Origin of the sequence: Thiomonas bhubaneswarensis (genome assembly GCF_001418255.1) — a bacterium.
GTDB lineage: Bacteria > Pseudomonadota > Gammaproteobacteria > Burkholderiales > Burkholderiaceae_C > Thiomonas > Thiomonas bhubaneswarensis.
In genome coordinates this window covers 48,885-71,213 of the sequence record NZ_LIPV01000004.1, presented here as the reverse complement: position 1 = coordinate 71,213, position 22,329 = coordinate 48,885, and the positions used below count along the sequence as shown (strand labels likewise).

Below are 22,329 nucleotides of genomic sequence, written 5' to 3'. Positions count from 1 at the left end.
ATGAAATCTTGAGTGTTGACCGCCAGACGCTGGGTCACAGGTCGAGCAGCAGGCGCGCCGGGTCTTCCAGCGCCTCCTTCATCGCCACCAGGCCCAGCACCGCCTCGCGGCCGTCGATCAGCCGGTGGTCGTAGCTCAGCGCCAGGTAGTTCATCGGACGAATCACGATCTCGCCGTTTTCGACCACCGGTCGGTCCTTGGTCGCATGAATGCCCAGAATGGCCGATTGCGGCGGGTTGATGATGGGCGTGGACAGCATGGAGCCGAACACCCCGCCGTTGCTGATGGAGAAGGTGCCACCGGTCAGCTCCTCGATGCTGAGCTTGCCGTCACGCGCCTTGACGCCGAAATCGGCAATGGCCTTCTCGATGTCGGCAAAACTCATCTGATCGGCATTGCGCAGAATCGGCACGACCAGTCCGCGCGGGCTGCCCACGGCGATGCCGATGTCAAAGTAGCCGTGATAGACGATGTCGTTGCCGTCGATCGAGGCATTGAGCAGCGGGAATTTGCGCAGGGCATGCACCGCTGCGCGGACGAAAAAGCTCATGAAGCCGAGTTTGACGCCGTGCTGCTTCTCGAACCTGTCCTTGTAGAGGTTGCGCAGGTCGATCACCGGCTTCATGTTCACTTCGTTGAAGGTGGTGAGAATGGCATTGGTCGCCTGCGACTGCAGCAACCTCTCGGCGATGCGCGCGCGCAGTCGGCTCATCGGCACGCGCTGCTCGGGCCGGTCGGTGTAGGCGGCCAAGTCGAGATCGGCGTCCACGGACTGCAGCGCAGGAATGGTGAGCGAGGGCATCGATGCCGAAGCGGCTGGCTTGGTGGTCGGGGTGGCCGATGCTGCGGGCACGGCAGGCGCCGCGGGCGGGGCGGGTGACTTGGGCGCAGCCGCGGCCGCGAGCGCATCGGCCTTGGTGATGCGGCCACCGCGCCCGGTGCCTTCCACATCGGCCGGGTTCACGCCCTGCTCGGCCATGATCTTCGCCGCGGCCGGCATGGCGGCGGCACCAGCAGAGCCAGAGGTCGCCGCTGCGGGCGCAGCGCTTGGCGGGGTCGCAGCAGCGACGGGCAGCGGGCTGGTCTGGGGTTTGGCTTCGGTATCGATCTTGGCGATCACCTCGTCGCTGGTCACGGCTTCGCCGTCGTTCTTCACGATCTGGGCCATCACCCCGGCGGCCGGTGCCGGCACTTCGAGCACGACCTTGTCGGTCTCGATTTCAATGACGATTTCATCCTGCGCCACGGCCTCGCCGGGCTTTTTCTTCCAGGACAGCAAGGTGGCTTCAGCCACAGATTCGGAGAGTTGGGGAACTTTGATGTCGATCAGCGCCATGATGGAGTCCGATGAGATTTGCAGCGCGGTCGCTTGCCGTCGCTGCCTGTGAACGGTAGTTGGAAGGTGTCGATGAAGTGCCGGGTGACCCGAGATGGCGGCACCCCTTCGTTGGTCAGCGGGTCAGCACATAGCCCTTGAGCTTGCCGAACGCGGCCGAGAGCAGATCCTTGAGCTGCTCGGCATGTTTGGCGTAGTAGCCCACGGCCGTCGAAGCCGAGGCGGGACGACCGGCGTAGCCGAGCTTCTGCCCCTCGATCATGTTTTCGTGAATATGGTGCTGCACGAAGAACCAGGCGCCCTGGTTCTGAGGCTCGTCCTGGCACCACACGATGTCGCGTGCATGGGGATAGCGCTTGACCTCGGCCGCAAACGCCTTGTGCGGGAAGGGGTAGAGCTGCTCGAGCCTGACGATGGCCACATCGTCGATCTTGCGCTCGGTACGCGCGGCCAGCAGGTCGTAATACACCCGCCCCGAACAGGCGACGATGCGCTTGACCTTGCTGGCGTCGAGCGCTTCGGCCTCGGGCAGCACCACCTCGAAGCGACCATTGGCCAGATCGGACAGCGGCGACTTGGCATGCGGATGCCGCAGCAGGCTCTTGGGCGTCATGATGACCAGGGGCTTGCGGAACGGCCGCAGCATCTGGCGACGCAGCAGGTGGAAGATCTGCGACGGATTGGTCGGCTGACACACCTGCATATTGGTCTCGGCGCAAAGCTGCAGGTAACGCTCCAGGCGCGCGGAAGAGTGCTCGGGCCCCTGCCCTTCGTATCCGTGCGGCAGCATCAGCGTGAGGCCGCAGGCACGGCCCCACTTCACTTCACCGGCCGAGATGAACTGGTCGATGAGCACCTGCGCGCCGTTGGCGAAGTCACCGAACTGGGCTTCCCAGATCACCAGGGTGCGAGGGTCGGCGGTGGCGTAGCCGTACTCGAAACCGAGCACCGCTTCCTCCGACAGGATGGAGTCGATGACGGTGAAAGGTGCCTGGCCCTCTGCCACGTTCTGCAGCGGAATGTAGGTGCCGACATCCCACTTCTCACGGCTCTGGTCGTGCAGCACGGCGTGGCGATGGCTGAACGTGCCACGGCCGCTGTCTTCGCCCGACAGCCGCACCGGAAAGCCGTTGGCCACCAGCGAAGCGAAGGCCATGTGCTCGCCCATGCCCCAGTCCAGCGGCAGCTCGCCGCGACCCATCTTGGCGCGGTCGGCGATGACCTTCTCCACCAGGGGATGCAGCTTGAAGTTCTCGGGCACCGTGGTGATGCGCTCGGCCAGCCGCTTGAGCTCGGTCATCGGCAGGGCGGTGTCGGCACTGTCGGTCCAGCGGCGGTTGAGGTAGGGCGTCCAGTCGACCGCGTACTTGCTCTTGTAATTCGTGAGCACCGGCTCCAGGCTGATGCCCGACTCCATCTCGGCGCGGAAGGCATGCACCATCTGCTCGGCATCTTCAGCGGCGATCACGCCCTGGCTGACCAGGCGGTCGGCATAGACCTTGCGCGTGCCGGGGTGGGCGGCGATCTTCTTGTACATCAGAGGCTGGGTGACGGCCGGGGTGTCCTGCTCGTTGTGGCCCAACTTGCGGAAACACACGATGTCCACCACCACGTCGTGATGAAACTGCTTGCGGTAGTCGAGCGCCAGACTGGTGGCGAAGGCCACGCTCTCCGGGTCGTCGCCGTTGACGTGCAGGATGGGCGCCTCGATCATTTTCGCCACATCGGTGCAGTACAGGGTTGAGCGCGCATCGCGCGGGTCGGAGGTGGTGAAGCCGATCTGATTGTTGATGACGATGTGCACCGTGCCCCCGGTGGTGTAGCCGCGGGTTTGCGCCAGCGCCAGGGTTTCCATCACCACACCCTGCCCCGCGAACGACGCATCGCCGTGAACCAGCACGGGAACGACGGTTTCACCCAGAGCGTCGCCACGGCGGTCGAGCCGCGCTCGGGTGGAGCCTTCGATCACCGGATTGACGATTTCCAGATGCGAGGGGTTGAACGCCAGGCTGAGGTGAACCGGGCCGCCCGGCGTGGACACGTCGCTCGAAAAGCCTTGGTGATACTTCACATCGCCCGACGGAAGGTCATCGGCATGCTTGCCCTCGAACTCGTCGAACAGGTCCTGGGGACGCTTGCCCAGGGTATTGACCAGCACATTGAGCCGACCGCGGTGCGCCATGCCGATCACGACTTCCTGCACGCCGAGTTGACCAGCCCGCTGCACCAGGGTGTCCATGGCGACGATGAAGCTCTCTCCGCCTTCGAGCGAAAACCGCTTCTGGCCGACGTACTTGGTCGCCAGATAACGCTCCAGCCCTTCGGCAGCGGTCAGGCGTTCGAGCAGTTGCTTCTTGGCCTCGGCATCGACATCGGGCCGGGTGCGCGTGGACTCCAGCCGCTGCTGCCACCAGCGCTTCTGATCCTGATCGCTGATGTACATGAACTCGGCGCCGATATAACCGCAGTAGGTTTCGCGCAGGTTGTTGAGCAACTCGCGCAGCGACAGGTTCTCGCGGTCGAAAAAGGTATTGCTGACGTTGAACACCGTTTCCAGATCGGCGTCGGTGAAGCCGTAGAAAGACGGCTCCAGATCGGGGATGTTGGGACGTTCGGTGCGCTTGAGGGGATCGAGATCCGCCCAGCGCACTCCCACATTTCGGTAGGCGGCGATGAGTTGTTGCGCGGCGACGCGCTTGCGTGCCAGTTCACCATCGGCGACGGCCTGCAGGGTGCGAATGGGGCCTGATTTGGCGCGCTCGGCAAAGGCCGACACCACCGGGGCATGCGGCACATCGCGGGCATTGCTGCCATCGAGCGCGGGCACATGCTGGAGAGCGTCGAAGTACTCGCGCCAGTGGTCGGGAACCGAGCCAGGATTGGCGAGATAGCTCTCGTACATCTCTTCGACATAGGGGGCATTGCCGCCAAAGAGATAGGAATTGGCTTTGAATTTCTGCATCAACATACGCGCTCACAGTCTGCCGGGTACCCCGGCGCTCAGTGGGAAAACATCCTTCCGCGGCTCGGGCTGCCCGATTGGCGGATTGCGGCTTTAGAAGGGCCTGACAACACTCTAGCAGCGGATTTGATGCAACGCAAAACCATGGCGTCAAGACGTTACATCCCCGAAGCAGGTGGCTCAGCGCTATCACAACCGTTTACAACATCATCGAGAACAGGTCATCATTCGGGGATCGCAGCGCCCCTTCGAAAAGGAAACAAGTCATGACAGCCCCATCCCTTCCCATGGCCGTTCGCCGCCTGCTGACCGCCATGCTGATTTGCCCCATGGCGCTGACTGGCTGCGGTGGCGGCTCCAGCGGAACGACGCCGCCTGCGCAGACGGCTCCAACCGTATCTTCGATTTCGCCCACGACCTCGCCCACGACTTCGACCGCACCTTCGACCTCCACTACGACCTCGACCTCGACCTCGACCTCGACCTCGACCTCGCCCACGACATCGCCGACGACCTCCACTACGACATCGACCTCGACATCTCCGACGACGTCGACCGCACCTTCGACCTCAACCACTTCACCGACCACCCCGACAACGACGCCTACGGTCGGCGTCGTCACCGTTGCGGCTCATACGCTGAAAGTGGACGTTGCCGGATTGGGTTCATCTCCGATGACCACGCCAGCGGTCAACACACCGGCGTCGGGCTCGATCATTCTGGTGCAGGTGCTCACGCAAAACACCGGCACTCTCTCCGGTCTCACCGACAACATGGGCAACACCTACACCCGCATCGGCGGCGCACAAACCTATGCCGGCGTGGGCGCTGGTAGCTATCTCTATGCCTGCATCAACTGCAAGGGAGGCGCCGGACAGACCTGGAGCCTGATCAAGACTCCGACGTACGAGACCAATGAAGCCACCCTGTTCGTCGTCGTGCTCTCGGGCGCAAGTTCGCTGGGCAGTGTGACCTACAGCAATACCAAAGCCAACGACAGCGCATCCCCGCTGACAACGACGGGGCCCAACAGTCTGGTGGTGTCGTTCTGGGGTCCGGCCGATTTCACCGGGTCGCAGGCCGATCCGACCAACGACTATTACGCGCCTGGAGGATGGACCCGTCTGGACATCGGCAACAACTCACTGAACTCCAACAGCGGCGCGGATGCGTGGCAGACCGTGCCGAACGCCGGCACCACGGTCAATCCGATGTGGTCGGCTCAGACCGCCATCAACAACCCGACGAGTTCGATGTGGCTGGTCGAGGTCAAGCCCTGATGACCGGAACGCACGCCGCAGTCCGTGTGCCTGTCGGACGGACCAGCGGTGTGCGAGGCCTTTTGCCAACGCGACAACTTCAAAGACCTCGCCCCAATTGACATCACCCGCGGCTGCTCGGAGGTTCAATGGCGTTTGCAGGGCGAATCTGTGCAGCCTGCCCGCCCAATTCCACCCGCGACAGGCGCATCACCTTCCAACCGGCGCTAATGCCGAGTGCGGCCATAAATACAGCGACAGCCAGATCGGGCCAGCGCGTGCCGGTGCCGAACACGCCCACGGCGGCGAGCAGCACGGCGACGTTGCCGAGCACGTCGTTGCGGGTGCAGAGCCAGACCGAGTGCATATTGGCGTCTCCATCGCGCCACGCGTAAAGCAACGCTGCGACGAGGCCGTTGGCCAGCATCGCAGCCACGGCAATGGCGCCCATGGTCATGGCCTGCGGCTGCTGCCCCGCCCACACAGCCCACAGCGCGCGCGCCAGCACGAACACGCCAAACGCCAGCAGCGAAGCGCCTTTGAACCACGCCGCACGCGAGCGCCAGTGCAGCGCCATGCCCAGCACCGCCAGCGACAGGCCGTAGTTGGCGGCGTCGGCGGCGAAGTCGAGCGCATCGGCCAGCAGTGACGCCGAATGCGCCTGCAGCCCGCCCCACACCTCGACGCCAAACATGGCGGCATTGACGCACAGCGCCATCCACAGCACCCGCCGCCAGGCCGGGTGGGAGGAACGATCCTGCGTCCCGCTGGCGGTGGAGCCGCAGTGATCGTCATGACAGCAGCCGGGCATTGCGTTTTCCTTGTCGTGAGCAAGACCACATGACAAACCCTGGAGCCGCTCCAGGGTCAAGACCTACATACACTGATTACGGTTATCTCCCCAGCACAGCCATGCAGATCAGTGAATTGGCCCGACAGGCCCAGACCGCGGTCGATACCGTGCGTCATTATGAAAAGGTCGGGTTGCTGCCAGCCCCCGCGCGCTTGAACAACGGCTACCGCAATTACGGACCCTCGCAGCTGCAGCGTCTGCGCTTCATTCGGCGGTGTCGGCTTTTGGGCATCGGCCTGTCAGACATCGCCCGCCTGCTGAATTGCGCGGCCCAACCCCAAGCCGATTGTGGTGAGGTTGACCGACTGATCGAGTCTCAGATCGCCATGGTGCGCCAACGCATCGATCATCTGCTGGCACTTGAGCAGCAACTGCGCGCGCTCAGGCAGCAGTGCATCTCCCAGCCCGGCCGTGGTCGTACCGTCTCGGCATGCGGCATTCTGGACGATCTTCGGAATCCATAGGTATCGACTGTGACCGATGGTGAACCGACCTTGCACCACCAGGTCGAGCGCCTATGTTGAATGCATAAGTCCGTGCGAATGCACAGATTCTTCAACGAGGTTCATTCATCATGGGAACGAAACTCTATATCGCAGGCCTCGGGGCACTGCTTGCCATCTGTCTGGCCATCGGTTTTGACATCGGTTACAGCCATGTCTTCGCAGCCGGGGCCTATCAGGTGCCGCATCAAAGCGTGGCGCAGGTTCCGCCGAGCACGGCGAGCGCACCGGCGCATTCGGGATGAACCACGATCAGGCCGGAAAGACGCCCGTGCTGAGGTAGCGATCGCCGCGGTCGCACACCACGAACACGATGGTGGCGTTCTCTACCTCGCGGGCGATGCGCAACGCCACTTCGCAGGCACCCGCGGCGCTGATGCCGCAGAACAGGCCCTCTTCGCGGGCGAGTCTGCGCGCCATATTTTCCGCGGCAGTCTGGCTTACATATTCGAGTCGGTCGACCCGCTCGGGCTCGTAGATTTTGGGCAGGTATTCCTGCGGCCATTTGCGTATGCCGGGGATGCGCGAGCCCTCCTCCGGCTGGGCGCCGACGATCTGAATTGCCGCGTTCTGCTCCTTGAGAAAACTCGACACCCCGGTGATGGTGCCGGTGGTGCCCATGGCGCTGACGAAATGGGTGATGCGCCCCTCGGTATCGCGCCAGATTTCCGGGCCCGTGGTCTCGAAATGGATGCGCGGGTTGTCGGGGTTGGCGAACTGGTCGAGCACCAGCCCCTTGCCGTCGCGCTGCATCTGTTCGGCCAGATCGCGGGCGTACTCCATGCCGCCGCTCTTGGGAGTGAGCAGCAGTTCGGCGCCGAACGCCTTCATGGTCTGCGCACGCTCGATGCTGAGGTCTTCGGGCATGATGAGCACCATGCGGTAGCCCAGAATGGCTGCGGCCATCGCCAGGGCGATGCCGGTATTGCCCGAGGTGGCTTCGATCAGGGTGTCGCCGGGCTTGATGGTGCCGCGCTCCTGTGCGCGGCGGATCATGGACATCGCCGCGCGGTCTTTCACCGACCCCGCGGGATTGTTGCCTTCGAGCTTGCCGAGGATCACGTTGCCGCGCCGGGCCAGGTCGGCGCCGGGCACACGCTGCAACTTCACCAAGGGCGTGTTGCCGATCACCTCGTCAATGGTGAGGTAGTGCATGAAACTCTCCTGATGAATGGGCGACCCCGCTGCAGCGGAGCTTACTCGCGGTCGGCAGATCGGCCTGGCATGTCGAGCGCGGAGAGGTCGAGTGCCGCCTCGCGCCAATGGCGCTGTGCCTGGTCTTCGCGCTCGATGCCTTCGAGCAAGTGGGCGAGCGCGGCATGAATCTGGCCGCGCAGCCGGTGCTCGTCATCGCCGCAAGCCTGAATGGCCTTTTGCAGATGCTGCTGCGCCTTGCCCCAGAGCTGAAGTTCTGCGCAGGCCGCTCCAGCCAGAAAATACGCCTGTGCCTCCTGTGGCCAGCGGCCCAGCCATTGTTCGGTCTGGGAAACAAAGCCTGCATCGATGCCCGACAGCATGCCCCGCAGCGTCGGCATGAACAGCCCGGGCTCGGCCTGGGGCCGATTCAGCGCCACGATGAGCAGGGCCCGCGCCTCGGCGGGCTCACCGGAAGCCGCAAAGCCGCGCGCGGCAGCCACTACCAGAGCCGGGTCGTTGCGCTCCTGTGCGCTGAGCTGATTCCAGGTGCTGCGCAAGACCTCGGGGTCATCGCCGGCCTGACGTAGCAGGCCGGTAGCCGCGGTATGCAGCATGGCCTGCGCCGCCGCGGGATGCAGCGCGCCATGTTTGAGCAGGGTGCGCGCAAGCCGCAACACGGCCTTGTGATCGGAGATCTTGCGCGCGGCCTGGAGTTCGATACGCAGTGCATGCGTACGCCTTTGCACCCCGGCGGGCAAGGCGCGCAACTGCGCCATCGCCTCGCGTGGCTGCTTGGCGTCGAGCAGCCATTGCGCCCGTAGCAGGGCCGCCGCATCCTGCGCCTGCGGTGGCAACTGGGCCAGGTAGGCATCGCGCCGATCGTAGGCCTGAAGCTGCTGGGCCGACTGCGCTGCGGTCATCAGGGCCGCCCCGGCAAAATCCTCGAACTCGGCGGCGCGTTGCGCGGCGCGCTCGGCGCGACGGAACCTGCCGCCGAAATAATCGAACATGCCGTTGTGCAGAGCTTGCGCCGCCAGCCGCAACCGTCTGCGGGCACGGAACTCGGCTGCCGCGCGGGGCATGCCCAGCAACAGCGCCAGTCCGCGCAAAATGAGATGGAAGACGATGAATCCGAGCAGCAGCAGCAGGACGGCGAAGTTCAGCGAAATGTCCAGTCGCCAAGGCGGCAGCAGCACCGCCACATTGCCGGTGTTGAGCGTGGTGCCCAAGGCCAGCAGCACCGCGGCCGCGGCCAGGATCAAGACCCAGAAGAGCCAGCGCATCAGGGTGTCCCGCTGTCCAGCGTGGAAAGCACGGCCAGGGACTCGAGGTTGGCCGCAGGATTGACCGCAAGATCGAGTTGCGAAGCCTGACGGGCCAGCGACAGGGCCTGCACCATGCGTGGCTGACGCCGGTCGAAATAGGTCTTCAACGCCTCGTCGATGCCCCGCATGTCGCTGCGATAGGCCACGGCGTTGCGCGAAAGCAGATCGAGCCTGGCGTTGAGGATGCGCAGCTTGAGGTTCTCGCGCAGAAATTCGCCCTGCTCCGGAGACGCTAGCAGCGCATCGCGCGAATCGACGCGGGTGATGCCGAACAACTGCACCAGCGAGGCGCGGAAGCGCTCGAACCACGCACCCAGCCAGGGCGCCCAGCTCGGCCCCGCTGCCGACGCTGTGTCCGCAGGCGGCTGGTGCGGCTGACCCGTCTGACCCACGGGCGCCGCCGAGGACACGAGGCGCAGATCATCGACCAGCGCGGCCAGATCGTTGAGCTTGTGCGCCGCGGCGGCGATGTCCGGGGTGACGGCGCTGCGCAGCCTCGTCAGATCGGCCTGCACCGCACGCCGCAGGATCTGGGCCTTGGGATTGGGTGAACGCGCCAACCGCACGTCGGCGCTTTGCAGCGTGGCGATCAAGGGCTGGACGTTGCCGACCAGCTGCGCCTGCTGCTGCGCCAGGGCGATGAGCTGACCGGTTTCGGACAGACGCGCCTGATCGCGGCTCTTGGCGAAATCTTCGTACAGCGTTTCCAGGGCCTGGCGCTGCGCGGCGAAATCCTGCTGGCGCGATTCGAGAACCGCGATCCGCGCGGTCAGATCGCGCACCGTATCGCTGGCCTGCTTGGTGAGCGTCTTGGCCTCGATGGCATCGGTCGTTGCCGCACGCAGGCGCTGCGCGATCTCGGACTGGGTGGCGTACAGCCGACTGTTCAACCACCACGCCATGGCGACGAGCGCCACCGCGATAAGCACGAGCACCGGCCACACCCAGCGCGCGCCGGGCAGGCCTGAAGCCGAAGTTGAAACCGGATCGGCCGGGCGAGCCGACGCGGGCGTCGCATGCTCGACGAGCGCCGTGTGCGCCGCCGAGGAAGGCTCGGCCTCGGGAGGGGGGGTGGACTCGATCATGTTGGCATTCTAGGAGGGCTTGGGGCCTCCAGCCGCTGCAGCGCGTAGATGAGAGCCTCGGGCGTTGCTCGGGTCAGTTCCACGCGGCCGAAGCCAGCATCTCTGAGCGCCTGGGCGATGCGGGCATGAATCGCCAGCGCCCGTTGTTGACGCAGAACGGCCGCGTCGAGCCCGGCCTGCCGGAGCAAACCTTGCAGATTGCCCACGGCCTCGGACGACGAGAACAGCCACCAGCCGCCACTGCCCAGTGCCTTGCGCAGGAGTTCGGCAGTGTGGTCGTCGTACTCGGGCGCCAGACGGCTGTAGGCCTCGACCACCTTGACCTTGGCGCCCGCCGCTTCGAGCTTGTACTGCAGCAGGTCGCGCCCGTTTCCACCGCGGAAGATGATGACGTGTCGCCCAGCCCAGGGAAAGGTGGTCACCTGGCCCGGCGGAAACGCCAGTTGGAGCGCTTCCCACAACGCCTCCGAATCGCTCTCCGTACCGGCCGATTCGACCAGCTGTGGCGCAATCAGCCGAGGCCAGGGTGCGTCATCGGGCTGCGCGGCCAGCGCCCGCCTTGCGGCGCCCAGACTGCCCTCGCCGACCAGGCCGATGGCGCAGCGCGCGGGCCAGACGCCCGGCAGCGCCGCAAATACGGCCGCCACCGCGGTGGGGCTGACCGGAATGGCCAGATCGGCTTGCGGCAACGCCGCCAGCGCGGCATGAAATCGCGCCAGATCCGCGGGCGGGCCGATGTGCTGCAGGGGAAAGTGCAGCACCTGCACCCCCGCTGCGGCCAGGTCTTGCGTCGCCGACCCCGAGTGCGAAGGCACGCGGGTGTAGATCAGCGTGGTGTCGAGCATGGGCGATGTGCCAGCTAAAAGTCAGTGCCCGCCGAGTTGAGCCAGCAAGGCGTCCGCGCCCTGATCGCGCAATTGCTGGGCCACTTGCAGGCCCAGCGCTTCGGCCTGCGACGGTTCGATGACGCGAGCACGCGACGTCGCGTGCAACGCCCTGCTGCCATCGGGCAGACCGAGCACGGCGCGCAGCAGCATGTCGTCGCCTTCGAGCGTGGCATAGGCCCCGATGGGCGTGGTGCAACTGCCACCCAGGCCACGCGAGACGGCGCGCTCGGCCTGCACGCACAGCGCAGTCGGCAGGTGATTCAGGGGGCTCAGCGCCTGCAGCAGATCAGGCCGGTCGGCACGAATCTCGATGCCCAGCGCGGCCTGACCGACGGCGGGGAGCATGTCGCCGGTGGAAATGACGGCACGCACGCGCTCGCCCAGGCCCAGGCGCTTCAGCCCGGCTGCGGCCAGCAGAATGCCGGCGTACTGGCCTTCATCGAGCTTGCGCAGGCGGGTATCGAGATTGCCGCGCAGGGCCTGAACCCGAAGATGCGGATAGCGCGCGCGCAACTGCGATTCGCGCCGCAGGCTGGAGGTGCCGACCACGGCCCCGTGCGGCAACTCGTCGAGACTCGCATGGCGTGGGCTCACCCAGGCATCGCGCGGATCTTCGCGCTCCATCACCGCCGCGAGCGCAAAGCCCGGTGGCAGCTCCATCGGCACGTCCTTGAGCGAATGCACGGCGAGATCGGCGTGTCCCTGCTCCATGGCGATTTCGAGTTCCTTCACGAACAGCCCCTTGCCGCCGATCTTGGCCAGGGACTTGTCGAGAATCTGATCGCCTTGCGTGGTCATGCCGAAGATGCGCACATCGCACTGGGGATACAGACTGCGCAGCCAGTCGCGCACATGCTCGGCCTGCCACAGCGCCAGGCGACTTTCGCGCGTGGCAATGACAAGCGATTGGGGAGGGGTGAAGGTCGTGGAAGTCATGCGCGGATTCTAAGAGCCCGTGCGCAGAACTCTGGCCACACCATGCCGACGACGAGACCCATTGCGCATCGCGAAATATCATTTCACCAACCCTGCGGCAACGCAAATCCCGGGGCGATGCGGGCGCGCATCTTGCTTTGTTTTGGCGATGCGCTGATAGCATCGGTCCGCCCCGATTTTGTGCTCATTCAAGCCCCACGCCATGTCGACACGCTCCCCTGCCGCACGCAACACCTCCGATCCCGACGCCGCGCTGTTCGACGACATCCGTCTGCTTGGTCGCCTGTTGGGCGACCTGATCCGCGAGCAGGAGGGGCAGGAGATGTTCGACATCGTCGAGACGGTGCGGCAGCTCTCGGTCAAGTTTCACCGCGATGGTGATGCCAAGGATCGCCGCGCGCTCGACAAGCTGCTCAGCAGCCTCACGCGCGATCAAGCCGTGAGCGTGATTCGCGCCTTCAGCTACTTCTCCATCCTGGCCAATATCGCCGAAGACCACCATGTGCTGCGGCGGGCGGAGCAGGACGCCGAGCGCAACGCCCCGCCCCAGCGCGACAGCGTGCGCGCCGCGCTCGAAACACTGAAAGCCTCGGGCATTGAGCGCCACCAGCTCACGCAGTTTTTCGATCAGGCGCTGATTTCGCCGGTGCTCACCGCCCACCCCACCGAAGTGCAGCGCAAGAGCGTGCTCGATGCCGAGCGGGCGCTGGCGCGGCTGCTGGTCGAGCGCGACGCCACCCGGCTGCCGCGCAAGCGTGCCGACATCGAAGACGCGATGCGCGCACGCATCGTGCAGCTCTGGCAGACGCGGCTGCTGCGCTACGTCAAGCTCAAGGTGTCCGACGAAATCAAGAACGCGCTGTCGTTTTACGGCGCCACGTTTTTCCGCCAGTTTCCCCGCCTGTACCGCGACCTGCAACGCGACATCGATGCGCTTTACCCGCCAGGCAAGAACGATAGCGCCAAGACCGACCTGCCCGCCTTCTTCCGCATGGGCCACTGGATCGGCGGCGACCGCGACGGCAACCCCTTCGTCACCGCCGACACCCTGAGTTATGCCCTGCGCATGCAGTCGCGCACCGCCATCGAGTTCTACATGGCCGAGGTCCACGCCATCGGTGGCGAGCTGTCGATCTCGGCGCTGCTGGCCAGCGCCAGCCCGGAGCTGATGGCCCTGGCCGAGCATTCGCCCGATCTGTCGGAACATCGCAGCGACGAACCCTATCGCCGCGCGCTGATCGGCATGTACGCCCGCCTCGCGGCCAATCTGCGCAAGCTCGCCGGGGTGCAGGCCACGCTGCCCGAAGTGGGCAGCGCCGAGCCCTATGCGAATGCCGACGAGTTCATCCACGATCTGCGCATCATCCGCGACTCACTCACGAGCCATCACGCCGAGGCGCTGGCCAGCGCGCGTCTCGACCCGCTGATCCGCGCCGCCGGGGTGTTCGGCTTTCGACTGGCCACCATCGACCTGCGGCAAAGCTCCGATCAGCACGAAGCCGTGCTGCGCGAACTGCTCGCCGCCGCCGATCTGTGCCCAGACTACAGCCATCTGGACGAAGCCGCCAAGCAGGCCTTGCTCATCCGCTGCCTCAACGACCCGCGGCCGCTGCGACTGCCGCATCACGTCTATTCGGAATGGACGCGCAGCGAGCTGGCCGTGTTCGACCGCGCCTACAGCGCACGGCGCGACTTCGGGCCGCGTGCCATCCGCCAATACATCATCTCGCACTCCGAGACCGTCAGCGACCTGCTCGAACTGCTGGTGCTGCAAAAAGAGGCGGGGCTGTTCCATGGCGCCTTGAACAGCGCCGACAGCCATGCCGAACTGCTGGTGGTGCCGCTGTTCGAGACCATCGAAGACCTGCGCAACGCCCCGGCTATCATGCGCGACTTCTACGCCCTGCCCGGCATCGCCGCCATGGTGCGGCGCTCCGGCGGCGAGCAGGAGATCATGCTGGGCTACTCCGACAGCAACAAGGACGGCGGCTTTTTCACCTCCAACTGGGAGCTGTATTGCGCCGAAGTGGCGCTGGCCGAGCAGTTCGAGCATCTCAAGGCCGAACATGGCATCACGCTTCGGCTGTTCCACGGACGCGGCGGGACGGTGGGCCGCGGCGGCGGCCCTAGCTTCGATGCCATCCTGGCCCAGCCACCGGGCACGGTCAACGGCCAGATCCGGCTGACCGAGCAGGGCGAGGTCATCACCAGCAAATACGGCAACCCCGACATCGGCCTGCGCAACCTCGAAACCCTAGTTGCCGCCACGCTGCAGGCCACGCTGCTGCCGCAGACCAAGGCCGTGAGCGCGCCACCGCACAAATTTCTTGAGGCTGCCGCCGCGCTGTCCGAGGCCTCGATGGCGGCCTACCGCAAGCTGGTGTACGACACCGCGGAATTCACCGACTACTTTTACGCAGCCACGCCCATCTCCGAGATCGCCGAGCTCAACATCGGCAGCCGCCCCTCTTCGCGCAAGGCCACCCGCGCGATCGCCGACCTGCGCGCCATCCCTTGGGGATTTTCCTGGGGCCAGTGCCGCGTCGCCCTGCCCGGATGGTATGGCTTCGGCAGCGGCGTGCAGGCCTTTCTCGAAACGCAGCCCGATGGCCTGAAGCTGTTGCAGCGCATGGCCAAGCAATGGCCCTTCTTCGCCACCCTGCTGTCGAACATCGACATGGTGCTGGCCAAGACCGATATGCGCGTGGCCGAGCGCTACGCCGAGCTGGTGCCCGACGCCAAGACGCGCAAAAAGGTGCTGGGCGCGCTGCAGCGCGAGTGGCAGCTCACGTCCGAGATGCTCACCGCCATCACCGGCAATGCCGACCGTCTGGTCGACAACCCCACGCTCAAGCGCTCGATCCACGCCCGGTTTCCCTACATCGACCCGCTCAATCACCTGCAGATCGAACTGCTCTACCGCTTCCGCGAAGGCCAGACCGACGAGCGCACCAAACGGGGCATCCACCTCAGCATCAACGGCATCGCGGCGGGGCTGCGCAATACGGGGTGAGATAACCGCGGCCCGCTTCAGCCGCCCATCTTTGCGTCGCGCAGCGCCTGCATGGCGGCGTCGTAGCCGAGCTGAATCGCCTCTTCGGCACGGCCGAATTCCAGAAAGCGGATGTCGCCCAGCGGCGGGCGGATCAGCACATCGGGCGGCTCGACGCGCAGGCGGCTTTCGGTGATGTGCATCTCCATCACGTTCACCGACGCCAGCAAGACCTCGAACACATTGGGCAGCGCCTCGTCCCTGGTCGACCAGCGCGAGAACTGATCCTTGATCGGCGCGCTTTGCGCAGCCAGGCGGTTTTTGAGCTCGGCCAGCACATGCCGATACTCGGCAGCCCAGCGACCGCCTTCGTTCTGCGGCGGAGATTCGGACTCGGCCTTGACCGATTTGACCCGGCGCTTGAGGCGGCCGTCCACCACACCGTAGTTGAGATCGACCGCGATCACCCGGTCCGCGCCCATGGCGCGCACCACGCTCACCGGTACCGGATTGCTCAGCCCGCCGTCCACCAGAACCCGCCCACCCAAACGTACGGGCGTGAAGATGCCAGGAACGGCGATGCTCGCACGCACCGCTTCGATCACATCCCCCGAACGCAATACGACTTCGGCGCCACTGCCCAGATCGGTGGCGATGGCGGCGAAGCGGATCGGCAGCGCCTCGATGCGCGTGGTCGGCAGGTGCTCGCGTACCAGCGCCGTCACCTTGGCGCCGTCGATCAGACCCGCGCGGGGAAACACCACATCGAAGAACGAGAGCGTCTTGCGCCAATCGAAGGTCTTGAACGTGGCCTCCAGCCCATCGGTGCTGCCCGAGGCGGCTACCGCGCCCACCAGGGCCCCGATGCTGCAGCCCGCGATGCAGTCGATCTGCACCCCAGCATCCGCCAACGCCCGCAATACCCCAAAATGTGCCATCCCCCGCGCCGCGCCACCGCCCAGCGCCAACCCCACCCTGGGAGCACGTCGGGCTTGGAGCGCGGATGGCGATGCGGCAGGGCGGGCAGCGGCGGATTGATTCATGCCGCAAGCATAAGGCGAGGCCGTCGAGGTAACGACCCTGAGTTCCCTAAGCCTGCGCTAAGGCAGGCTGCCTAGGGTGGAAGGCGTTCATGCCGCCACCTTGCGCTTCCCATGCAGCACGCTCCTTCGACTGGCATTCGGCAGCATCTTCAGCGCATCGGCCTGCTGACCGCCCTGCTTCTGGGCGGTTGTGCCAGCGTGCCCCAGCCGGCGGCCGTCACCACGCCCCGGATCAGCGCACAGAACCTGCTGCAACGCAGCCTCGGCGAGCCTGGACTGCAGCGCTTTCTTGCCGCACAGACGGGCACCAAACACCCCGCAAACCAGCCCTGGACTGCCTCCGACTTGAGCCTGGCTGCGCTGTATTTCCACCCCAAGCTGAAGTTGGATCAGGCCGCGCTGCACCTGGCCGAGGCCGATCTGCGCATCGCCCGCCAATATCCCAACCCCAGCTTGGACCTCGGCCTGAAGTACGGCGCCGCCGATGTCATGGCCGCGCCCAGCCCGTGGACGGTGGGTGCGGCCATCGGCCTGCTGATCCTGTCACATTCGCAACGCGCGGCACAGACCACGCAAGCCGAAGCCGGTGTGCGCGCCGCGCAGCTTTTGTTGCAGGATGCCCACTGGCAGGTCCAGGCAGGGGTTCAGCAGGCTTTTGTGGCGCTGTGGGCGGCGCGCCATCAAGCACGGTTGCAACAGCAGGTGCTCGACTCGCAGCTCGATCTGCAGGGCCGCACCGCGGTGCGGGCGCAGGCGGGGCTGGACGCGCCGTTGGCCGCCGCGCTGGCGCAGGAAGCGGCGCAGCGCGCGGCATTGCAACTCGCTGCCGATCGCGGTGCGGTGCAAGACGCCCAAGCCGCATTGGCCGCGGCCATTGGGCTGCCCGCATCCGCGCTGAACGGCGTGGCCCTCGATTTCGCCGAACTCGATGCGCCGACGCCGCAGCCCGATGCCGCACGGCTGGCCCGGTTGCGCAACAAGGCTCTGGCGCAGCGTCTGGACGTGCGTGCCGCCTGGCAGCGGGTGCATGCGGCGCAGGCCGCGCTGCAACTGGCGCAGGCGCAACGCGACGGCGGCCCGCCGCGCCTTGCCCCCGGTGGGGAGCGCGACCAGGGCGTGGATCGCCTGACCCTCACCGCCCGCGTGCCTCTGCCGCTGTTCAACCAGCATCAGGGCCAGATCGACGCCGCTCGGGCGCGTCTGGAGCAATCACAGACCGCGCTGCAGCAGGTTCAGCTCCGCGCGCTGGCCGCCATCGACCAGGCGGAGGCCGCGCTGCGGGCAGCGCAACAACAACATGCCGAGTCCCTGCAATTGCGCGACGCCGACCTCGCACTGCTGCACGCCGACCTTGCCGCGCAACACCGGGGACTGCTGGGCCCGGTCACGGTGCTGCGTGCCCGGTTGCGCGCCCTCGTCACCGCGCAGGCTGCACTGAAAGCGCGGGTAGCGCAATGGCGGGCGCTGGACGCGCTTCAGACCGCGCTGCAACAGCCGCTGCAACGCACAGAGGCCGACGGAACATCTGCGCCTTCGCCGACGGCGCCCTCTTCCCAATCCCCGCGCAACCGGCCGCCGGTTGCGCCGCACCTCTCCACCGTGATCTGGCGCGCGACGGCACCCGACCACTCGCCGCCACCTTGGAGCCAGCACGCCGATGAATGAACCGCAGCCGCAATCTGCTTCCTCCCCAGACAGGGTGACGGCTGGGTTGGGGAAGCCTTTCCCCATGCCCCGCTTCCTTCGCTCGACCCTCGCGATCACCGCGTTGGCGGCCCCGCTTGCCGCATCACCCGTCCCGGCTCGTGCCGCGACGACGAGCGCCGTGCATTGGAGCGCGGCGCAGATCGGTGCGTCCGGCCTGGTCATCACGCCTCTCGCTCCGGCGGCATGGCGCCAGTCGTTCAGTGCTAGCGCCATGGTGCAAAACCCGGCGCAGCTGTTGCAGGACTTGAGCGCGCTTGCCGTGGCGCGGGCGCAGGTGGTCGCAGCGCGCAGCGCAAGACAGCTCGCGCAGCTGCAGGCACAGCGGCTGGAAGGCTTGTTCCAGGCGGGGCAGAACGTGGCGCTGGCCGCGGTGCAACAGGCGCAGTCCAAGGAGCAGCAAGCGCAGGCGCAGCTCGACGTGGCTCAGGCCACCGAGCAGGAGGCGCAGGTCACGCTGCGCACCGACCTCGGCCCGGCTCTGGCCGCGCGTCTCGAACATGACGCCGCCTTGCGCCAGGCCCTTGCCGACGGCCGTGAGCTGATGGTTGACCTCACCCTGCTACCCGGCACGGACTTGCCTGCCGCCGCCCGGGTGCACTTGCTTCGGCCCGGCGCGAGGGCCGCAAAGCCAGATGCCTGGCTGCCCGCGCAACTCGTCGGTCCGGCCGCATCGGCCTCGGCGCAGGTTCAGGGTCTGCGCTATGTCCTGCTCGCCCCCGCCGCCAGCGGGCTGATGCCGGGTCTGCACCTGCAGGCGCGGGTGGAAGCGGGGCGCACCGAGACCGGCGTGCTGTTGCCCGCATCCAGCGTGGTGTGGACGCACGGCCAGGCGGTGGCCTTCGTCGCCAGCGCCGCACCAGGTGGCGGGCAGCGCCTCGCGCCGCGCATCGTCTCGACAGGCTGGCCGCTGCACGGCGGCTATGTGCAGCCAGGATGGGGTGCGCTTGCCGTGGTGACACGAGGCGCCGGGCTGGTGCTCACGCCGCCTCCCGCACCCCAGGCGCACATCGCAACCGGCGGGGACGACGACTGATGCCGCAGCAAGCCACACCTCCCGACAAGAACGATGTCGCGCCCGCCCCGCGTGGCATTCAGGCCGCGCTCCTGGCCGCCAGCATCCGCCGCCGCGGCGTGGTGCTGGCGCTGGCCGTGTTGCTGGCGCTGCTGGCGGCCAACGTGGCACGCACGGCGCGCACCGACGTGTTTCCCGAGTTTGCGGCCAAGATGGTGAAGGTGCAGACCGAGGCCCCCGGTCTGTCGCCCGAGCAGGTCGAGCTGCTGGTGACCGACCCGCTCGAAGCCGCCGCCAGCGGCCTGCTCGGGGTCAGGCAGGTGGCGTCGAAAAGCCTGCCCGGCATTTCCATCTTGAAGCTGTATTTCGAGGCCGACACCCGGCTGCAGGACGACCGCTGGCGCGTGGCGCAGCACCTCGCCAGCGTGCAGCTTCCCCCCGGTACCGGGCCGCCGCGGCTCATTCCGTTGACCTCCAGCACTGGCACCGTGCTGATGGCGGGCCTGACTTCGGCTCAGCATGGTCTGATGCAGCTTCAGTCCATCGCGCAGTGGACGCTGCGGCCTCAGCTCATGGCCGTGCCCGGCGTGGCCAATGTGCTGGTGTTCAGCCAGCAGGTGCGCGCGCTTCAGGTGAGGGTCGATCCGCAGGCGCTGCTGCGCCACGGTCTTGACCCTCAGCAGGTCGTCGCAGCGACACGCCATGCCACTGGCCTGCTGGGCGCCGGCTTCATGCCCACGCCGCAGCAGCGAGTGCTGCTGGTCAGCAGCGGCACGGCCACCTCGCCTGGGGCTCTGGCCGATACGGTGCTGCAGGCCACGCCGGACGGTGTGGTCACGCTGGGTGACGTGGCGCAGGTGGGCTACGCACCGCTGCCCGCCATCGGTGGCGCCAGCATCGGCGGACAGCCCGCGGTGATCCTCAAGATTCAGGAGTCCTACGGTGCCAACACCGTGCAGGTCACGCGCGGTGTGCAGGCGGTACTCGAACGCCACCGCGCCAGCCTGGCCGCGCAGGGCATCGAGCTGCATGCCGACTTGTTCCGCCCGGCGGACTTCATCACCCTGGCCATGCACAACGTGCGCGATTCGCTGCTGCTGGGCGCGCTGCTGGTGGTGCTGGTGATCGCGCTCACCTTGCTGGACTGGCGCGCCGCGCTGATTTCCTCGCTGGCGATCCCGCTGTCGCTGCTGGCTGCGGTGGCGGTGCTGGTGAGCATGGGGGTGACGCTCAACGTCATGACCCTGGGCGGTCTGGCGATCGCCATCGGCGTGGTGGTGGACGACGCGGTGATCGACGTCGAAAACATCCTGCGTCGGCTGCGCGACAACGCCGCTTCGGCGCAGCCGCAAGCGCCGCTGAGGGTCATCCTCGCCGCCTGTCTGGAGGTGCGTGGCGCCGTGGTGTATGCCACCGCGGCGGTGCTGCTGGTCATCGTGCCGGTGCTGCTGCTGCCGGGGCTGTCGGGGCGGCTGTTCTCCCCTCTGGCGCAAAGCTATGCGCTGGCGGTGCTGGCCTCGCTGCTGGTGGCGCTGACGGTCACCCCGGCGCTTTCGGCCCTGCTGCTGGCCGGGGCCGAACACCGCCTGCACATTCCCGCGCCGGTACGCGTGGCGCAGCGCGGCTATGGCGCGCTGCTGCGCCGCCTGCTGCCGCATTGGCTGCCCGCGGCGCTGTTCACCGCATTGCTCATCGGCGCGGCGGCGTGGCTGGCGCAGGGCATGGGCGGCAGCTTTCTGCCGCCGCTGCAGGAAGGGCAGTTCATCGTGCACATGCGGCTCGCGCCAGGGGCGTCGATCACGGCCTCGCTCGACATGGGTGCGCGGGTGAGTCAGGCGCTGGAGCGTCTGCCCGAGGTGCGTCTGGTGGCACAGCACACCGGCCGCGCCACGCTCTCGCCCGACGCCTCGGGCACGCAGAGCAGCTCGCTCGACGTGAACCTCAAGCCGGGGGCCGATTCCGACCGCGCGCTGGCAGCCATCGAGCGCGTGCTGCGCGGCTTTGCCGGGGCCACGTTCCGCGTCAACAGTTTTCTCACCGAACGCATGGACAACACCGTGGCGCGTGGTGCGGCGGCACCGCTGGTGGTGAACGTGCTGGGCAATCATCTGCACACCATCGACAGCGTGGCCGCGCAGGTCGCCTCCGTGCTGCGCAGCCTGCCCGGTGCCACCGGCGTGCAGGTGCAGGCGCCGCCAGGCGTGCCGCAGCTCGACATCGCCCTGGACGCGCAAGCCTTGCGCCGCTGGGGGCTACAGCCGCTGCCGGTGCTGCAGGCCATCCACACCGCGTTTGCCGGGAATATCGTGGGCACGGTGTTTCACGGCGCGGTACCCGTGCCCGTGCGTGTCGTCATGAGCCGGGACAGCCGAGACAACCCGCTGGCGCTGGGCGCGCTGCTCATTTCCACCCCGGCTCTGGGCATGGTTCCGCTTGCACAGCTCGCCCACATCACTGCGGCAAGCGGGCCTTCGGACATCCGCCATCTGGGCGGCCAGCGGGTGCAGGCTGTGCTGGCCGGCACGACTTCGGCCGATCTCACCGGTTTCGTGCAGCAGGCACGCGCCGCCATCGCCCGGCATGTGGCGCTGCCGCCGGGCGTGACTTTGCAGTTCGAAGGCGAGGCCCAGCAGCGCAGCGCCACATTGCGGCGACTGGCGGTGGACGTGCTGGGCGTGCTCGCCGCGCTGGTGCTGTTGCTGGCGATGGCGCTGCACCGTTCCTCGGCGCCGACGACCTCGCCTCGCACGGCAGCATCGACGACGGCGCGGCAGGTGGCGCTGGTGCTTCTGTCGGCACCAGCGGCCTGGACTGGCGGGGTGTTCGCGGCGTGGTGGGTGGGCGGGGTGCTGTCGCTGGGCGCCGTCATCGGTCTGCTGGCGCTGATGGGTATCAGCCTGCGCAATGCCATTCTGATCTTCACCCATGCCGCACAGTTGCAGAGAGAGCACGGTCTGGACTGGAACGCCGACCTCCTTCGGCGTGCCGTGGCCGACCGCCTGGCGGCCATTGTCATGACCAGTCTGGTGACGGCCCTTGGCGTGTTGCCGCTGGCGCTGGGCCTGCATGCGCCGGGCCGCGAAATCGAAGGCCCGATGGCCGTGGCCCTGCTCGGAGGTCTGGCCACCAGCCTGCTCTACAACCTGTTCGCCCTGCCCGCGCTAGCGCTGCGATTCGGCATGGCCCGGTCATCCCCTCCCGCATCGCGGTCACTCGAATCTCAAACTTCTGCGTGACGCAAGCATCCAATTTCTTTGCCGACGCGCAGCGATGGCCGCGCCGTCACCGCCAC

At 66.8% G+C, this 22,329-nt stretch carries 17 protein-coding genes; 7 read left to right on the top strand and 10 right to left on the bottom strand.

The window, feature by feature from the left end:
• Positions 1-34: 34 nt before the first annotated feature.
• The 3 genes from odhB to ASC45_RS15470 form a co-directional block, all read right to left on the bottom strand.
• Positions 35-1,336, bottom strand: a complete 1,302-nt coding sequence (gene odhB, locus ASC45_RS06390; protein ID WP_055450213.1) for a 2-oxoglutarate dehydrogenase complex dihydrolipoyllysine-residue succinyltransferase — start codon at positions 1,334-1,336, stop codon at positions 35-37.
• 115 nt (positions 1,337-1,451) lie between these two features.
• The gene (locus tag ASC45_RS06385) at positions 1,452-4,304 is read right to left on the bottom strand and encodes a 2-oxoglutarate dehydrogenase E1 component (RefSeq protein WP_055450212.1); all 2,853 of its coding nucleotides are present in this window, start codon (positions 4,302-4,304) and stop codon (positions 1,452-1,454) included.
• 193 nt (positions 4,305-4,497) lie between these two features.
• Entirely contained in the window at positions 4,498-4,920 is a 423-nt protein-coding gene (locus tag ASC45_RS15470; RefSeq protein WP_082454287.1) for a hypothetical protein, read from the bottom strand.
• 52 nt (positions 4,921-4,972) lie between these two features.
• Between ASC45_RS15470 and ASC45_RS06375 the strand changes: the two genes are divergently transcribed.
• Positions 4,973-5,578 (top strand): hypothetical protein, encoded by a 606-nt coding sequence (locus tag ASC45_RS06375; protein WP_055450211.1) that lies wholly within the window; start codon positions 4,973-4,975, stop codon positions 5,576-5,578.
• A gap of 103 nt (positions 5,579-5,681) precedes the next feature.
• On the opposite strand, the gene ASC45_RS06370 is transcribed toward ASC45_RS06375, so the two are convergent.
• Entirely contained in the window at positions 5,682-6,368 is a 687-nt protein-coding gene (locus ASC45_RS06370) for a cation efflux transmembrane domain-containing protein (protein WP_055450210.1), read from the bottom strand.
• Between the two features lie 101 nt (positions 6,369-6,469).
• Here ASC45_RS06370 and ASC45_RS06365 point away from each other — a divergent pair, with 101 nt between their 5' ends.
• The gene (locus ASC45_RS06365) at positions 6,470-6,874 is read left to right on the top strand and encodes a MerR family transcriptional regulator (RefSeq protein WP_055450209.1); all 405 of its coding nucleotides are present in this window, start codon (positions 6,470-6,472) and stop codon (positions 6,872-6,874) included.
• 110 nt (positions 6,875-6,984) lie between these two features.
• Positions 6,985-7,158, top strand: coding sequence for a hypothetical protein (locus ASC45_RS15685; protein WP_156346979.1), 174 nt, complete (start codon positions 6,985-6,987; stop codon positions 7,156-7,158).
• Positions 7,159-7,165: 7 nt separating this feature from the next.
• Here the strand turns inward: ASC45_RS15685 and cysM are convergent, their stop codons facing one another.
• The 5 genes from cysM to hemC are packed head-to-tail and all read right to left on the bottom strand — an operon-like array spanning position 7,166 to position 12,283.
• Complete coding sequence (gene cysM, locus ASC45_RS06360; protein WP_055450208.1) at positions 7,166-8,068, bottom strand: cysteine synthase CysM; 903 nt, start codon at positions 8,066-8,068, stop codon at positions 7,166-7,168.
• A gap of 41 nt (positions 8,069-8,109) precedes the next feature.
• A complete protein-coding gene (locus ASC45_RS06355; RefSeq protein WP_055450207.1) occupies positions 8,110-9,333 on the bottom strand; it encodes a heme biosynthesis protein HemY in 1,224 nt (407 codons plus the stop codon).
• Positions 9,333-10,460 (bottom strand): uroporphyrinogen-III C-methyltransferase, encoded by a 1,128-nt coding sequence (locus tag ASC45_RS06350; RefSeq protein WP_055450206.1) that lies wholly within the window; start codon positions 10,458-10,460, stop codon positions 9,333-9,335. Before ASC45_RS06350 ends, ASC45_RS06355 begins: the two co-directional genes overlap by 1 nt.
• Positions 10,457-11,305: a uroporphyrinogen-III synthase gene (locus ASC45_RS06345; RefSeq protein WP_055450205.1), complete on the bottom strand. Its 849-nt coding sequence runs from the start codon at positions 11,303-11,305 to the stop codon at positions 10,457-10,459. Before ASC45_RS06345 ends, ASC45_RS06350 begins: the two co-directional genes overlap by 4 nt.
• A 21-nt stretch (positions 11,306-11,326) precedes the next feature.
• A complete protein-coding gene (gene hemC, locus ASC45_RS06340; RefSeq protein ID WP_055450204.1) occupies positions 11,327-12,283 on the bottom strand; it encodes a hydroxymethylbilane synthase in 957 nt (318 codons plus the stop codon).
• 202 nt (positions 12,284-12,485) lie between these two features.
• Between hemC and ppc the strand changes: the two genes are divergently transcribed.
• Positions 12,486-15,296, top strand: coding sequence for a phosphoenolpyruvate carboxylase (gene ppc, locus ASC45_RS06335; protein ID WP_055450203.1), 2,811 nt, complete (start codon positions 12,486-12,488; stop codon positions 15,294-15,296).
• A 17-nt stretch (positions 15,297-15,313) separates the two neighbouring features.
• On the opposite strand, the gene ASC45_RS06330 is transcribed toward ppc, so the two are convergent.
• On the bottom strand, positions 15,314-16,213 hold the full coding sequence (locus ASC45_RS06330; protein WP_245609971.1) for a patatin-like phospholipase family protein: 900 nt from the start codon (positions 16,211-16,213) through the stop codon (positions 15,314-15,316).
• A gap of 216 nt (positions 16,214-16,429) precedes the next feature.
• On the opposite strand from ASC45_RS06330, the gene ASC45_RS06325 reads away from it, so the two are divergent.
• The 3 genes from ASC45_RS06325 (at position 16,430) to ASC45_RS06315 (ending at position 22,273) form a co-directional block, all read left to right on the top strand.
• The gene (locus ASC45_RS06325; RefSeq protein WP_055450201.1) at positions 16,430-17,983 is read left to right on the top strand and encodes a TolC family protein; all 1,554 of its coding nucleotides are present in this window, start codon (positions 16,430-16,432) and stop codon (positions 17,981-17,983) included.
• A 64-nt stretch (positions 17,984-18,047) separates the two neighbouring features.
• Complete coding sequence (locus ASC45_RS06320; protein WP_055450200.1) at positions 18,048-19,058, top strand: efflux RND transporter periplasmic adaptor subunit; 1,011 nt, start codon at positions 18,048-18,050, stop codon at positions 19,056-19,058.
• Complete coding sequence (locus tag ASC45_RS06315; RefSeq protein ID WP_055450199.1) at positions 19,058-22,273, top strand: efflux RND transporter permease subunit; 3,216 nt, start codon at positions 19,058-19,060, stop codon at positions 22,271-22,273. The genes ASC45_RS06320 and ASC45_RS06315 overlap by 1 nt, the downstream gene beginning before the upstream one ends.
• Positions 22,274-22,329 lie beyond the last annotated feature (56 nt).